Source organism: Affinibrenneria salicis (assembly GCF_008710095.1).
This window is the reverse complement of record NZ_VYKJ01000015.1, coordinates 109,593-122,581: the sequence shown is the minus strand read 5'-3', so window position 1 is coordinate 122,581 and position 12,989 is coordinate 109,593. Positions and strand designations below refer to the sequence as shown.

The 12,989-nt window shown below is 57.7% G+C and carries 13 protein-coding genes; 8 read left to right on the top strand and 5 right to left on the bottom strand.

Annotation, left to right across the window (positions count from 1 at the left end):
• Positions 1 to 226 precede the first annotated feature (226 nt).
• The 5 genes from FJU30_RS22715 to FJU30_RS22695 all read right to left on the bottom strand — a co-directional run bounded on the left by FJU30_RS22715 (position 227) and on the right by FJU30_RS22695 (position 4,949).
• Positions 227 to 1,093, bottom strand: coding sequence for a hypothetical protein (locus FJU30_RS22715; protein ID WP_150437254.1), 867 nt, complete (start codon positions 1,091 to 1,093; stop codon positions 227 to 229).
• 227 nt (positions 1,094 to 1,320) lie between these two features.
• The gene (gene ppnP / locus FJU30_RS22710; RefSeq protein WP_150437253.1) at positions 1,321 to 1,608 is read right to left on the bottom strand and encodes a pyrimidine/purine nucleoside phosphorylase; all 288 of its coding nucleotides are present in this window, start codon (positions 1,606 to 1,608) and stop codon (positions 1,321 to 1,323) included.
• A 121-nt stretch (positions 1,609 to 1,729) separates the two neighbouring features.
• The gene (locus FJU30_RS22705; protein ID WP_150437252.1) at positions 1,730 to 2,404 is read right to left on the bottom strand and encodes an AroM family protein; all 675 of its coding nucleotides are present in this window, start codon (positions 2,402 to 2,404) and stop codon (positions 1,730 to 1,732) included.
• 453 nt (positions 2,405 to 2,857) lie between these two features.
• Entirely contained in the window at positions 2,858 to 3,409 is a 552-nt protein-coding gene (aroL, locus tag FJU30_RS22700) for a shikimate kinase AroL (protein WP_150437251.1), read from the bottom strand.
• A gap of 514 nt (positions 3,410 to 3,923) precedes the next feature.
• Positions 3,924 to 4,949, bottom strand: coding sequence for a type II asparaginase (locus tag FJU30_RS22695; RefSeq protein ID WP_223881671.1), 1,026 nt, complete (start codon positions 4,947 to 4,949; stop codon positions 3,924 to 3,926).
• A gap of 328 nt (positions 4,950 to 5,277) precedes the next feature.
• Here FJU30_RS22695 and FJU30_RS22690 point away from each other — a divergent pair, with 328 nt between their 5' ends.
• The 8 genes from FJU30_RS22690 (at position 5,278) to FJU30_RS22655 (ending at position 12,975) form a co-directional block, all read left to right on the top strand.
• A complete protein-coding gene (locus tag FJU30_RS22690; RefSeq protein ID WP_150437249.1) occupies positions 5,278 to 6,705 on the top strand; it encodes a DNA cytosine methyltransferase in 1,428 nt (475 codons plus the stop codon).
• A 7-nt stretch (positions 6,706 to 6,712) separates the two neighbouring features.
• Positions 6,713 to 7,204 carry a very short patch repair endonuclease gene (locus FJU30_RS22685; RefSeq protein WP_150437248.1) on the top strand — a complete coding sequence of 164 codons (492 nt, stop codon included), beginning with the start codon at positions 6,713 to 6,715 and terminating at the stop codon, positions 7,202 to 7,204.
• 90 nt (positions 7,205 to 7,294) lie between these two features.
• On the top strand, positions 7,295 to 8,413 hold the full coding sequence (locus FJU30_RS22680; protein WP_150437247.1) for a hypothetical protein: 1,119 nt from the start codon (positions 7,295 to 7,297) through the stop codon (positions 8,411 to 8,413).
• 226 nt (positions 8,414 to 8,639) lie between these two features.
• Positions 8,640 to 9,890 (top strand): SpoIIE family protein phosphatase, encoded by a 1,251-nt coding sequence (locus tag FJU30_RS22675; RefSeq protein WP_395858754.1) that lies wholly within the window; start codon positions 8,640 to 8,642, stop codon positions 9,888 to 9,890.
• Positions 9,891 to 9,904: 14 nt separating this feature from the next.
• The gene (locus tag FJU30_RS22670; RefSeq protein ID WP_150437246.1) at positions 9,905 to 10,459 is read left to right on the top strand and encodes a SiaB family protein kinase; all 555 of its coding nucleotides are present in this window, start codon (positions 9,905 to 9,907) and stop codon (positions 10,457 to 10,459) included.
• A 1-nt stretch (position 10,460) separates the two neighbouring features.
• Entirely contained in the window at positions 10,461 to 10,886 is a 426-nt protein-coding gene (locus FJU30_RS22665; protein WP_150437245.1) for a DUF1987 domain-containing protein, read from the top strand.
• Positions 10,887 to 10,889: 3 nt separating this feature from the next.
• Entirely contained in the window at positions 10,890 to 11,597 is a 708-nt protein-coding gene (locus tag FJU30_RS22660) for a GGDEF domain-containing protein (RefSeq protein ID WP_150437244.1), read from the top strand.
• 148 nt (positions 11,598 to 11,745) lie between these two features.
• On the top strand, positions 11,746 to 12,975 hold the full coding sequence (locus FJU30_RS22655; RefSeq protein WP_150437243.1) for an ABC transporter substrate-binding protein: 1,230 nt from the start codon (positions 11,746 to 11,748) through the stop codon (positions 12,973 to 12,975).
• Positions 12,976 to 12,989: the final 14 nt, after the last annotated feature.

Below are 12,989 nucleotides of genomic sequence, written 5' to 3'. Positions count from 1 at the left end.
CACAAAGCCAACGCGTCTGTAGCCTAAAGCAGGTCGAATAAATAACGTCGCATAGTGACGCTTCGCTCTTGACCACGCCACAACGCAAAACTGATGATAAGCCAATAAAAATAACAATTATAACATTCAGTTATACTTTAACCATGCTACCGTTATCGTTCAACCATCGGCGGCAGATGTAGCGCCGTTGTGCAAAGCTATTTATAGCGGGATTATTTTAATCGTATCAGTTAACCGGTCTGAACTGTCCGTCGACACTATCCTTGTCGGTGGACAACTGCCAGCTTATTCTGTCGACGCGCACCGTTAATAGCAGCGGCGAAACATCGGGATCGCCATGACATTCTTCATGACGGTTATTTTCCCTGACCGAAACAATAAAGTATTGCGCGCTGCTTTCATCATCAAATTCATACGCCAGACAAACATCCGCCAGATCGGTAATATTATTTTCTTTCATCCATGAATAGACGGCCATTACCGCTTTGTCGCTATTTTCATTATGCAGGCGAATACTTTCCTGCTCCTGTCCCGTTTCGGCTTGACCAGCATCCGTGGCGACCACCGCTAAAATTATTTTATCAACATAATTATCAGTTATACGAAATGACAACGATTTATCTGCCCGATCGTAGGCCAGCCAGGTTTCTCCATCCGTCGCCGCCCGGTTGCCGGGTCCATATATTCTTTCCACCGTTTCCAGCGGGTCGCCCAGAGAAATTCCGCGCGCGGTTTTAATATCATTTTTAGTGAACGCGATCTGCGTTATATAATATTCGGCGGCGTCGCGGCCCTTTTTATCGTAGAAAAGATTCGAGGTATACAGATCGTAATGCGCGTAATGATACTGGTAGGTTTTATAGCTGACATTGCCCGATAAGACATCGCCGACAAATACGCCCGGCTGCTCTTTTTCACCGCTGCCGGACAGGAAATCATGATATTTGCCGTCGAGCGTAATCTTTCTGCCCTGGTGACTAACGACAAAATCGCTATCGGTCAATGCGATGTCCTTGTCGGCGGCCGCCGGCGCTGCGCCTGCCAGACCGATCGCCATCAGCAATCCCGCTAACGCTGCACAACCATAACCCATATGCTGCTCCTTATTATTTCCCTCATCATACCTGATGTTGTCTAAAGGCGGGTGAAGATCCTGCAGGAGAAAAAAGCGAACGGTGAACAGCGGCGCCGGATGGCCCGGACGCAGACGCGTCCGGGCGGGCCTCAGCCCCCGACATCCGTCGGATTGCGGCGTTATGCGCATACGGGAAAACGTTCGGCGAATGCTAAGTCCGCCGCGCCCCGCAAGCGGCGGGGAGATCAGCTCAGATATTTACACAAATAGGAAGAAGCTTCGGAAACCTGCAGATTAAATTCGCTTTTTGCCGGCACGAAAAAGGTTTCCCCCGGCGTAAACACTTGCCAGTCAGGCGACCCCGGCAACAAAACTTTCAGCGCGCCGCTGATTACCGTCATCTCTTCCGGCAAACCGGTGCTAAAGGTATACTCGCCCGCCGCCATCACTCCAACGCTGGCTCGGCCAATACTCCCGCTATCAAAACCAATCGACTTCACTTTCCCTGAAAAATACTCGTTTACACTTAGCATGGCGCAGCACCTGTGGTCGAAAAAATGCGAAAATTCATATTAAAAGCAGAAAGGTGGCGCTGTCACGGTTTATTGCAGCAAAATGCGTGGCGGACCGCGCAATGCGATGCGGAGGAAAAGTTTAATACGCCAGCGCTTCAGCCTGACGCAGCGCCAGCGAATGCGCCAGCAGCACCGGGATATCCAGCAACGAGCGCAGAAAATCCTTATGGTGTTCGCCGTAGCCGGGATAATCCAGCAGCAACACGGTAGCCCCCTGCCGACACAGAGAACGGGCGGCCGCGGCGAATTCATCCATGCTATCCAGCCACGGGCTGGCGACGGCGAAACAGGGCGGCTCAGCCAGATAGCTCCAGCGCCTGACCTGCTGCTGAATATGGCGCGCCACCGGCACCAGAATACCGACCTTGCACTGCGCCACAATGCCGTTAATCAGCGGCGGCAGCAGGCGGCCCGACTCAACTAACAGCGCCTGGCGGGCGGATAACCCGCTAAAATCTTCGCAGCCATGCAGCAAAATCACGCCGACCCCATCATTATCCAGCTGGTTAATTTTATGCTGTAGAAGCTGCGCCACGTGCGCGGCGGAGAGAGTCAGAGAGACCCCGTCGGCCAGACAGGCGCAAAACGGCGTGTCGCCGTCCCTCGCCGCCAGTTGTTGTCTTATTTGCTCGTCCGACAGCTCATCCAACAGGCCAATATTGATGACTCGCTCAACCGACTGGCTGAGGCCAGCAGGCCGGCGATAGCGTGACGGCGTTTGATCGATCATTAATGTAGCCAGACGCCCAACCATCTGTTACCTCCCTGTGCGCTGGTTTAGATTGCCCTGTTTATCCTGTTCAGACTTCGAGTTGCAGATGCGCTGGCTGGTCAAGTCGTTCCCGACGGATTTGCCATTTCTTTGCCGCGTGACGCAGCGTATCTACGCGCTTCGCCCGTCAGAGGCCGGCGCGTTGCGTTGTTCAAAACGAGCACGCCTTGTCCTGCAACCCGAATCATTTAGATAATTATCTCGTTGATTTTATTCAGGTTGATAACGCACTGGCGTCACGCCATCCCCTGCGCCAGCCGGCTTACCGCGGAAGGCGTAACACCGCGTGCGCTAAGGTCCGTGAATTCGCACGCCCGGCGTTTGCGCCGCCGTAAAACCAACGGAAACAGACTGACCATCTCTGGTCGAGCAGTTATGTATGCTCTGGTTATCGGCATCCAAATTCATATCATTAAGCAGAATAGAGAAAAACGCTCAGATTTGCCCCTGGCTGACCGGCGACGCCATAAGGCCAGCCGCTTCCATCGCCCGCACCACTTCGCGCGCCACCTGCGCCGGCGAGCGGGTGGCGTCGAGAATATGATGAGCCACGCTGCGATAAAGCGCTTCACGCGCGGCCAGCACATCAACCATTTCTTCCGCGATCGGGCGTCCGGTCAGCGTGGGACGCTGATCGGCCTGCGGGCTGACCATCAGGCGCTGCGCCAGCACCGAGGCCGGCGCATGCAGATAGATCACCCAGCCATTTTCCTGCATAAAGCGGCGATTCTCCTCCGCCAGCACCATACCGCCTCCGGTGGCGATAACCTTCTGCTTATGCGTCACCTCGCGCAGCGCTTCGCTTTCACGCTGACGAAATCCCTGCCATCCCTCTTCCACCACAATCTCTGCGACCGTCTTCTGACAGCTCTGCTGCATAAAGTGGTCGGTATCAACAAAATCATATTCCAGCAGTTGCGCCAGACTATACCCGATGGTGGATTTGCCGCATCCCCGGGCTCCGACCATAAAAATGGGCTGTGTCATTGAATGGCTTGTCCTTTCATTTTTATTCTTCAAATCCGCTCCGTCAGAGCAGAGCGCTGCGCCAGCAGGAATCATACCGGTAAAGCAGCGCAATAAGAAAGTCTCTCAGTTTATACTCTAACTAATTCAAGTTGCGGGACAAAACGCTATCGCTTTGAACAACGCGACGCGCCGGCCCCTGATGAACGAAGCGCATGAATGCGCTTCGTCACGCGGCGAGCGCGGGACAACTCGTCGGAACGACGTTGTCAGGCCGACGGCTGGCCTTCGGCAAGAAGCAGGATGCCTCCCCTTAATCCCGCTGAACTTATTCAGTTAAATCATTCGGGCGACAAATCCGTCGCAAGCGGATTTGAACGCCGCTGGCGACGGCACCGCTGAGGTAAAGCCGGGAACGGACCGAATAATTGAAGGCAGCCAACGCGTCTGTAACCTGAAGTATGGCGGTATTCGCCTTCTTCCCCTGACGGCGCAGCGCTGGCTTACGCTCCGCTCTGCGCCGCAGTCCTATGACTCAATAACTGTGGAACCAGCTCTGAATCACATCCGGGTTGTCGCTTTTGGTCAGCGCCAGCATCAGCAGAATACGCGATTTCGCCGGGCTAAGAGAATCGGCGACCAGGCCAGGCAAACCGTCATCCGGCGGTACGATACCGTTGCCGGTGCGGCTGGAGCGCACAACCACGATCCCTTTGCTTTGCGCCTTGCGGATACCGGCGTCGCTGCGTACCGAAACGGATCCGGAACCCACGCCGGCCAGCACGATGCCTTTCACGCCGTGCTGGATAGCCGCGTCATAGACATATTCCGGGTCATCCTGGTAGCCATAGATAATATCAACCGACGGCAATGTCTCCAGTTGGCTGATATCGAACACTGAACGCATGGTGTGCGCCTTATCGAGACGGGTCTGGAACCAGGCTTTACCGCCGGTGACCACGCCCAGATAGCCATCCTCCTGCGCCTTGAAGGTATCCAGCGACGTGGTATTGGTCTTGCTGATAAAACGGGCCGAGCCAATACGATCGTTAAGCATGATCATCACGCCTCTGCCGCGGGCGTTTTTATCCGCCGCCACCAGCACCGAGTTGTACAGGTTCATTGGGCCGTCGGCGCTGATGGCGGTAGACGGGCGCATGGCCGCAGTAAACACCACCGGCTTATCGCTTTTTACCGTCAGGTTAAGAAAATAGGCCGACTCTTCCAGCGTATCGGTGCCGTGCGTAATGACCACGCCGTCCACATCGCCGCGGGCCAGCAGTTCATTCACCCGTTTAGCCAGCTTGAGCAGCACATCGCTGGTCATGTTTTCGCTGGCGATATTCACCACCTGTTCTCCGGACACATTAGCCAGAGTTTTCATTTCCGGTACGGCGTTAATCAGCGAGTCTACGCCAATCACCCCGGCCTTATAACCGGTGGTTTGCGTATTCGAGCCGCCAGAGCCGGCAATAGTGCCGCCGGTAGCCAGAATGACGACATGAGGGAGATTTTCTGCGGCGGCGGCGAGAGACGCGAAACACACCACGACGACCAGCATAAAAGCGTTAAATATCCTTTTCATCACAATTACCCTTTCAATATAGTTCAGCAGGCCCGCCCGGCGATGCAGGCAATACGCTATCGGCCTCAGACCGCCGGCGCCCACTCCTGCCCGTCACAAACCTGTGCTGCGGCATCGTCGGTTATGATGCGCGACTGGCGCGCAGAATGCACCCTTTACCTCCGCCTGAGCGCCGCCGCCGACCATTTTATCCGTCATGCGCCGCGCGGCTGCCGGCTTTAACCGGCGCGTTGCGCCTTTAATCTGGGTCAGTCGAGTGATAGAGTATCACCAGATTTTTCCCTCTATATATGGTCGTTAATTGATGAAAGAGTTTGATTCCCTCGCCGGGGAGCTTCTGCAACAGGCGCAAATCAGGCAGCAGCAGCGCCTGGCGGAGGATAAGGCGCTGGTTCGGCGTCTGCTTGAAATTTACGATCAGAAAGCTCTCGCCGAAATCCTGCGCAAGGTCAGCCAGAATGACTGGACGCGCGAATCGCTCAACCGCTGGTTCAACGGCAAAACGACGCAGAAGACGTTGACCGAGGTGGAGGTCACGCTGCTGGAAAGGATGTTGCCGCCGCCTCCGCCGGCTCATCCGCACTATGCTTTCCGTTTTATCGACCTGTTCGCCGGCATCGGCGGGATCCGCAAAGGCTTCGAGGATATCGGCGGCCAGTGCGTGTTCACCAGCGAATGGAACAAAGACGCGGTGCGGACCTATAAAGCCAACTGGTATTGCGATCCGCAGCAGCATAAGTTCAATACCGATATTCGCGAGATCACCCTGAGCGAGCAGCCGCAGGTCAGCGAGCAGCAGGCCTATGAACACATCGATCGCGAGATTCCCGATCACGACGTGCTGCTGGCGGGGTTCCCCTGCCAGCCTTTTTCGCTGGCCGGCGTCTCCAAAAAAAATTCGCTCGGCCGGGCGCACGGATTCGAGTGCGAGGCGCAGGGCACGCTGTTCTTTGACGTCGCGCGGATCATCGCCGCCAAAAGGCCGGCGATCTTTCTGCTGGAAAACGTCAAGAATCTGAAGAGTCATGACAAGGGCAAGACCTTCAGGATCATTATGTCGACGCTGGCGGAGCTGGGCTACGACGTGGCCGACGCCGACGCCAGCGGCGCCGACGACCCGAAGATCATCGACGGTCAGCATTTCCTGCCGCAGCACCGCGAGCGTATCGTGCTGGTCGGCTTTCGGCGCGACTTAAATATCCGGCGCGATTTCACGTTAAGGAATATCCGCAGTTGTTTCCCGGCGCGGCGCCCAACCTTCGCCGAGCTGTTGGAGCGGGAGGTCGACAGTAAATACGTCCTCTCGCCGCTGCTGTGGAAATATCTGTATAACTACGCCCGCAAGCATCAGGCGAAGGGCAACGGCTTCGGTTTCGGCCTGGTGGACCCGTCTAACCCGAACAGCGTGGCGCGCACGTTGTCCGCCCGTTACCATAAAGATGGTTCGGAAATTCTGGTGGACCGCGGCTGGGATAAAGCGCTGGGCGAGCGGGATTTCGACGATGCGCACAACCAGGCCAACCGCCCGCGCCGCCTGACGCCGCGCGAATGCGCGCGCCTGATGGGGTTTGAAACCCCGAACGGCCCGGCGTTTCATATTCCGGTTTCCGATACGCAAGCCTACCGCCAGTTCGGCAACTCGGTGGTGGTGCCGGTGTTCGCCGCCGTCGCCCGCCTGCTGAAGCCCTATATCATCAGGGCGGTGACGGCGCAGGAAAATCAGGTCGCCTGAGGAAAATATGGCCGATGTGCATAATCCCGCCACCCGCAGCAAGAATATGCGCGCCATTCGCAACAGCGATACGGCGATAGAAAAGCGGCTGGCGGCGGTCTTCGACCAGTTGGGGCTCACTTATCGCATGCAGGTCGGCGAGCTATGCGGCAAACCCGACTTCGTGCTGGACGACTACCGGGCCATCGTTTTTTCGCACGGCTGTTTCTGGCATTATCATCGGTGCTATCTGTTTAAGGTGCCGGCCACCCGCACCGAGTTCTGGCTGAACAAAATCGGCGCCAACGTCAGGCGCGACCGGGAAGTGATGCGCACCCTGGCGCAACAGGGCTGGAAGGTCCTTATTGTCTGGGAGTGCGCGCTGCGCGGCCGTCTGAAACTGGATGATAATGCGCTGAGCGAACGCATCGAAGAGTGGCTGTGCGCCAGCGACGGCCACGCGCAGATCGATACGCAGGGCATTCATCCGTTCGCTTTGCCGGCCGACGATGCGGATTAGTCCGCAAACGCTCCGCTATCCGCTCGCCAGCGCTACAGAAAACCCCCGCTTTCGCTTATCATAGCGTTCCACGTCAACGCGAGTAACGCTATGAATATTGAGACCCTGACCCCGATCGACGGCCTGACGCCGCTTTCCAGGCTGGACCTGCATCAGCGCAATATTCAGTTCGCCATCCTGAGCCACGATAAGCACCAGACGCTGGAAGGACTGCAGATCGAGCCGATCGCAATGGAGTATGCCGATCGCCTGTCGACGCAGGATATAAAGCAGCTCGACGTGGTCACCATTATCTGCCAGCAGCGTCCGGAAGGCAGGCAGCGCTTTCCGCGCGCGATCTTCATCTGGGATCGCCGGCCGTCGGCCAGCAGCCGGAACTATATCGCCACCCTGCAGCGCATCGCGCCGCTCACCACGTTCCTCGTGCGCTATGACGCCGCCGCGATGACTTTCTTCGCCCACCGACCCGGCCGGAGCGATATAGAAATGCCGCTACAGGCCTGGCTACAGAACAAACGCCGGCTGCGCGACATCCCTTTTACGGAGATTGCCGATCCGGTGCGCAATCGCGACCGACAAATCAGCGCGGTCTGGGGCCGTCTGCCGACGGCATTTCCCAATGAGCAGGATTTTATTAATGAGGTGCTGCTCAATCGGGTGCTGAAAAATTTCGTCATTCAGCCCTTCTTCACATGGGTGTGGGATTTGGACCGGATTATCGAATACCGCGACAGGTACTGGGAACTGGAGCTTAAGCACAAGTTTCCGGCGCAGGACAGGCAGCGCCAGACGCTCTATTTCGGCATCAATCGCGGGCAGCTTAATCTGATAGGCGATCTGAGCCGGCAAGGGATAAACACCCTGCATATGATTCTGGTCAAACCGATCTGGGATAAGCAGGCCGATCCGGGCTATATCTATAACCAGAAAGCCATGCATTCCCGCACGCTGCTGGTGGCCAACGTTATTACGCATGCGCGGGCAAGCGCCTATATGCAGACGCCGATGGGCACCAGCGACGAATCGACCAGCTACAGCGGCAAATCGCGATTAAACTACCATCCGATGCCGGTGACGGATTTTCAACTGCTCGGCACCTTCGAAGACCCGATCGATCTGATCGCGCGCAATCTCAGGCTGCTGCTGGACGGGCAACTTAATCAGCCGCTCAGCGAGCAACAGCTATATCAGGCGCGCATTAAGCGCTAAAACGCGACGTCGCGAACCCCATCAAACCGGCCCCCTGCGACAAACCGGTGTGTAAATACCTCGTGCGGCTCACCCTGTATTCCGGGGTCGCCTGGCGGAATCAGGTCGTGCTGCAGATGCCTGGCGGCGCGCGCTGAAACTGCCGCGCCGGCCGTGCGGATGTCATCATTTATTCATCTGACAGCGCTATGATTCGTCCAGACTTTTTGTCGGCGCACAGGTAACGATGATGGCCTTATCTGCGGTTAACAACGCGGCTCACCCCCAGGGCTCCCCCACGGCACGGGATCTCTGCCTGTTCACGCCCGATGTTTCCCCCGACACGGATAACATCACGGTGCTCAAGCTGTTTAATACGCACAAACACCTGACCAGTCTGCCGGTGGTGGAGGACGGGCGACCGTTCGGCCTGATTAACCGGCATATCTTCCTGTCCCAGATGGCGCGGCCATTTTTCCATGAGCTATACGATAAAAAGAGCTGTATTGCCTTTATGGATAAAAACCCGCTCATCGTCGACGCCGACGCGACGCTCGGCGAGGTGGCCGGCAAGACGGTGGTATCCGGCGATAAAACACTGACCGACGGCTTTATCATCTGTGAAAACGGCCGCTATCTCGGCATCGGCTCAGGCATCGATCTGATCAAGGCGGTCGCCGATATTCACGTGCGTCAGCATCAACAGATTATGCAGAGCATCGAATACGCCAGCGTGATTCAGGCCTCGATGCTCTCTCCGTCGCGCCACGCCATGGCCAATGAACTGACAGACTGGTGCCTGCAGTGGCAACCGCGCGACTGCGTGGGCGGCGACAGTTACTACTTTAAGTCGGTCGACCAGGGATGGCTATGCGCGCTGGCCGACTGCACCGGCCATGGCGTGCCCGGCGCCTTTATGACGCTGATCTTCGCCTCGGCGCTGGAACAGGCCATTGCGCTGCACGGCGCGACCAGTCCCGCACATCTGCTGCCCTGCATCAATCAGCATATTAAAGATACCCTGGGCCAGAGCGGCGACGGCCAGCTGCGGCAGAAAAGCCGCTCCAACGACGGTTGCGATGCGATCATCGTCTTCGTCGATCGTCGCGCGCAGAGTCTCACCTGGGCCAGCGCCAGAATGCCGGCCTTTATCCTTACGCCGGAAAGCGATCAGATTATCGCGCTGGAAAACGATCGCATGGGGATCGGCTATAGCGAGACCCCATACGATTACCGCTGGCCCAGCTTTACCCGTCCGCTGCACGAACGGGATCTCTTCTTTACCTCTACCGACGGCCTGACCGATCAGATCGGCGGCAAGCGCCATATTATGTACGGCAGGCAGCGGCTGAAGGACGCGCTGCTGCGGCATCAATCTCATCCCATGCAGGAGCTTGCCCGCCAGCTATTGCGGGAGCATGCCGATTATCAGGGACAGCAGACCCGACGTGACGATCTGACGTTTTGGGGATTCAGATATGCGCAGCAATGTGTCTAACCAGGTGCCGTTTTATGCCGTCAGATAACCCTTACGCTGAAATCTTCAGCGCCACCCGTCAGCGTGATATTACGCTGTACTACGTTGGCTATTTTTCACAAAACATTATCAGTTCGCTGGCGGAAACCCTGCGACTGCAGTTCGAAAAGCAGCAGATTCCGCCGGGCGTTCGGCGCAGGGTGTTTTCAACCTTTATCGAAGTGGTGCAAAACATCACCCGCTATTCCGCCGATCGCCTGACTGCCGCCGACCAGACGGACGAAGTGCGGCATGGCTCCGTGTGCATGAGTCAGCACGACGGCAAATATGTCCTGCTGTGCGCCAACCCGGTGCAGGCGCAGGATATCGAAAGGCTGCGCAGCCATCTGGAGCCGTTGAGCACCATGAGTCAGGCGGAAATCAAACGCGCCTGGCAGGCTTCGCTGCGCGATGAAACGCCGGCATGGAGCAAAGGAGCGGATATCGGTCTGCTGACGGTAGCCAGAGACGCCAGCGAACCGTTAGCGTTCACCTTTCACGCCAACGCCGTCAGCGGACTGTCCACGTTTTCCCTCAAGGTAATCATTTAACATGAGCAACGCGCTTAACATCAGTGACCTGAACATCGTCGCCACCGCCTGCACCCCGGCGGTGAACTTCAGCTTCGGCCGCCATCATCTGATGCTTTCCGGCGAGTCCTACCCTGAAAACGCGGCGGCGTTTTATCGCCCGATCGTCGCCAGCCTGCAGGACTTCCTCGACCAGTTGAGCGAATCCGGGCTTAACGATGCCGATCTGCCGCCGCTCGAAATCCATGTCTCCCTCACCTATTTCAATAGTTCCAGCACCAAAATGTTATTCAGCCTGTTTAGCGTACTCAATCAGGCGGCCGAACGGGGACTGAGCATTGCGTTGCACTGGTATTACCATCAGGAAGACGATATTACCGGGGAATTCGGCGAAGAATTGCATATCGATTTTCCCGCTCTTGCTTTTCACCCTCACGCGCTGGAGTAACCGATGAGCAGCAGGGAACTGTTTACCATGGAGTATGACATCCTGCTGGCGGCGCGCGGCGTCGCCAGCAGCCAGGATATGCCCGCCGACTTCTACCGCGATACGCTGCTGGCGCTGACTGAACACTATCAGCGGCTGGTGCGGGAATCGCAGCGTCTGATATCGCGCAGCGACCGGGCCGAGCGGGAACTGAACCGGCTGAACAGCCAGCTGCATCAGTTGACGGTGGCGCTGGAATACAAAGCGACGCACGATCCGCTGACCGACGTGTATAACCGCGGGGCGATTATCGATCGGATCGGCCGGGCGCTGGAACAGGGACGGGCGGCGCTGATCCTGCTGGATATCGATCATTTCAAACAGATTAACGACAGCTACGGCCATCCGACCGGCGATGCCGTGATCTGCGCGCTGATCGCGCGTATCCGTCAACTGGTGCAGGATCGCGGCCATATCGGGCGGATCGGCGGCGAGGAATTTACCATTCTGCTGGCCGGCGGCGGCCTGACGCAGGCGGTCGAACTGGCGCAGACCATTCACGCCAGCCTGAACGAAACCCCGCTGTCGCCTCTGCCCCAGCGTCGGGTCACGGTCAGCTTCGGCATCAGCGCCGCCGGCGGGCAGAGTAACTTCAGCGTCCTGTATCAGGCGGCCGACGCCGCGCTCTACGAGGCAAAACGCCAGGGCAGGAACCGGCTGATCGCGCGTTAACGCCCTCCGTTAACAATACCGGCGCCCCCCGATTCCGGCGCCGGACGGTACAACGGTTTGTTCATCTGCTTTTCATGCTGCTGTCATTTTTCCCGGTAAAGATAGCGCCTGTGCAAACGTATGCACACAACTCGACGAGGCGCCTCCCATGTTTGGCAAAAACTATTTTTCCCGACTGATGCTTGCTTCCGGCCTGCTAATCAGCCTGACCTGCGGTGCGGCCGATCTGGTCATCGCGGGCCGCGACGATGTCTATGGCAAGGCCCTGGACAGCACGCTGGCGCGTTTTCAACAACAGCATCCGGGTAAAGAGATCGAACTTCTTAAGCTGCCCTACGCCAGTCTGTATGAAAAACTGGTCATCTCCCTGCGTGAAAACGCGTCCGCCTATGATCTGGTGTTGATGGACGACAGCTGGAGCCCGGAATTCGCCGGCAACGGCTGGCTGCAACCCCTGCCGGCCAGCCTGCAGGACAATGACTTTATCCCGGCCGTTATGGCGGTTGGACGCGTGCCGGAACATAGCGGCCCGGTCTACAGCCTGCCGGTGGTCGGCAACGTGGAAATGTTCGCCATCCGCAAGGATCTGTTCGATAAACATCAACTGCCCGCCCCGACCAGCTGGCGGGAAGTACTCAGCAGCGCCGCCACGCTGCAGCAGAAAGAGCCAGGCACTGCGGGCGTGGTGTTTCGCGGTATGAAGGGCAACCCGATCGTTTCCGCTTTTATGCCGATCCTGTGGGCTTACGACGGCGACGTGATCAAAGACGGTAAAGCCGTGCTGGATTCGCCCGCCGCGCTGGAAGCGCTGCGAACCTTTAAGGCGCTGAAACCGCTGGCGCCGACCGGAGTGGATGTCTATAACGCCGCCGATGTGCGTCAGACGATGGAACAGGGCAAAGCCGCCATGGCGCTGGAAGTCTGGCCCGCCTGGGTGGCCCCGTTCGACGATCCGGCCAAATCGCGGGTGGTGGGCAAAGTGGAGATGCAGCCCGCGCCCGGTCAGGTCGCCGGCCCGTCGCCGATGCTGGGCATCTGGCAGATGGCGCTGACCAGCAAGAGCCAGCATAGCGAACTGGCTCAGGCGTTTCTGCGCTATCTGACCAGCGCGGAAAATCAGAAGGCGCTGGCGCTGGAACTCGGCTTGCCGCCCACCCGCCGCAGCGTCTATCAGGATCGCCAGGTGCTGGACGCCTGGCGCTGGTATCCGGCGCAGCTGAGCGCGCTGGAGTCCGGCAAAGCCCGGCCGCGGGTTAAAAACTGGCAGCAGATCGAAAGTATTCTCGGCGATTATCTGCAGCTGGCGCTGATGGATCAGATGCCGGCAGAGGTCGCTCTGCAGCAGGCAAACCAAAAAATCACCCGGATACTGAAATAACCGGCGGGCGAAGA

Coding starts and splice junctions, on each gene's coding strand:
- FJU30_RS22715 (WP_150437254.1), bottom strand. CDS start 1,093: ATGGGTTATGGTTGTGCAGCGTTAGCGGGATTGCTGATGGCGATCGGT.
- ppnP (WP_150437253.1), bottom strand. CDS start 1,608: ATGCTAAGTGTAAACGAGTATTTTTCAGGGAAAGTGAAGTCGATTGGT.
- FJU30_RS22705 (WP_150437252.1), bottom strand. CDS start 2,404: ATGGTTGGGCGTCTGGCTACATTAATGATCGATCAAACGCCGTCACGC.
- aroL (WP_150437251.1), bottom strand. CDS start 3,409: ATGACACAGCCCATTTTTATGGTCGGAGCCCGGGGATGCGGCAAATCC.
- FJU30_RS22695 (WP_223881671.1), bottom strand. CDS start 4,949: ATGCTGGTCGTCGTGGTGTGTTTCGCGTCTCTCGCCGCCGCCGCAGAA.
- FJU30_RS22690 (WP_150437249.1), top strand. CDS start 5,278: ATGAAAGAGTTTGATTCCCTCGCCGGGGAGCTTCTGCAACAGGCGCAA.
- FJU30_RS22685 (WP_150437248.1), top strand. CDS start 6,713: ATGGCCGATGTGCATAATCCCGCCACCCGCAGCAAGAATATGCGCGCC.
- FJU30_RS22680 (WP_150437247.1), top strand. CDS start 7,295: ATGAATATTGAGACCCTGACCCCGATCGACGGCCTGACGCCGCTTTCC.
- FJU30_RS22675 (WP_395858754.1), top strand. CDS start 8,640: ATGATGGCCTTATCTGCGGTTAACAACGCGGCTCACCCCCAGGGCTCC.
- FJU30_RS22670 (WP_150437246.1), top strand. CDS start 9,905: ATGCCGTCAGATAACCCTTACGCTGAAATCTTCAGCGCCACCCGTCAG.
- FJU30_RS22665 (WP_150437245.1), top strand. CDS start 10,461: ATGAGCAACGCGCTTAACATCAGTGACCTGAACATCGTCGCCACCGCC.
- FJU30_RS22660 (WP_150437244.1), top strand. CDS start 10,890: ATGAGCAGCAGGGAACTGTTTACCATGGAGTATGACATCCTGCTGGCG.
- FJU30_RS22655 (WP_150437243.1), top strand. CDS start 11,746: ATGTTTGGCAAAAACTATTTTTCCCGACTGATGCTTGCTTCCGGCCTG.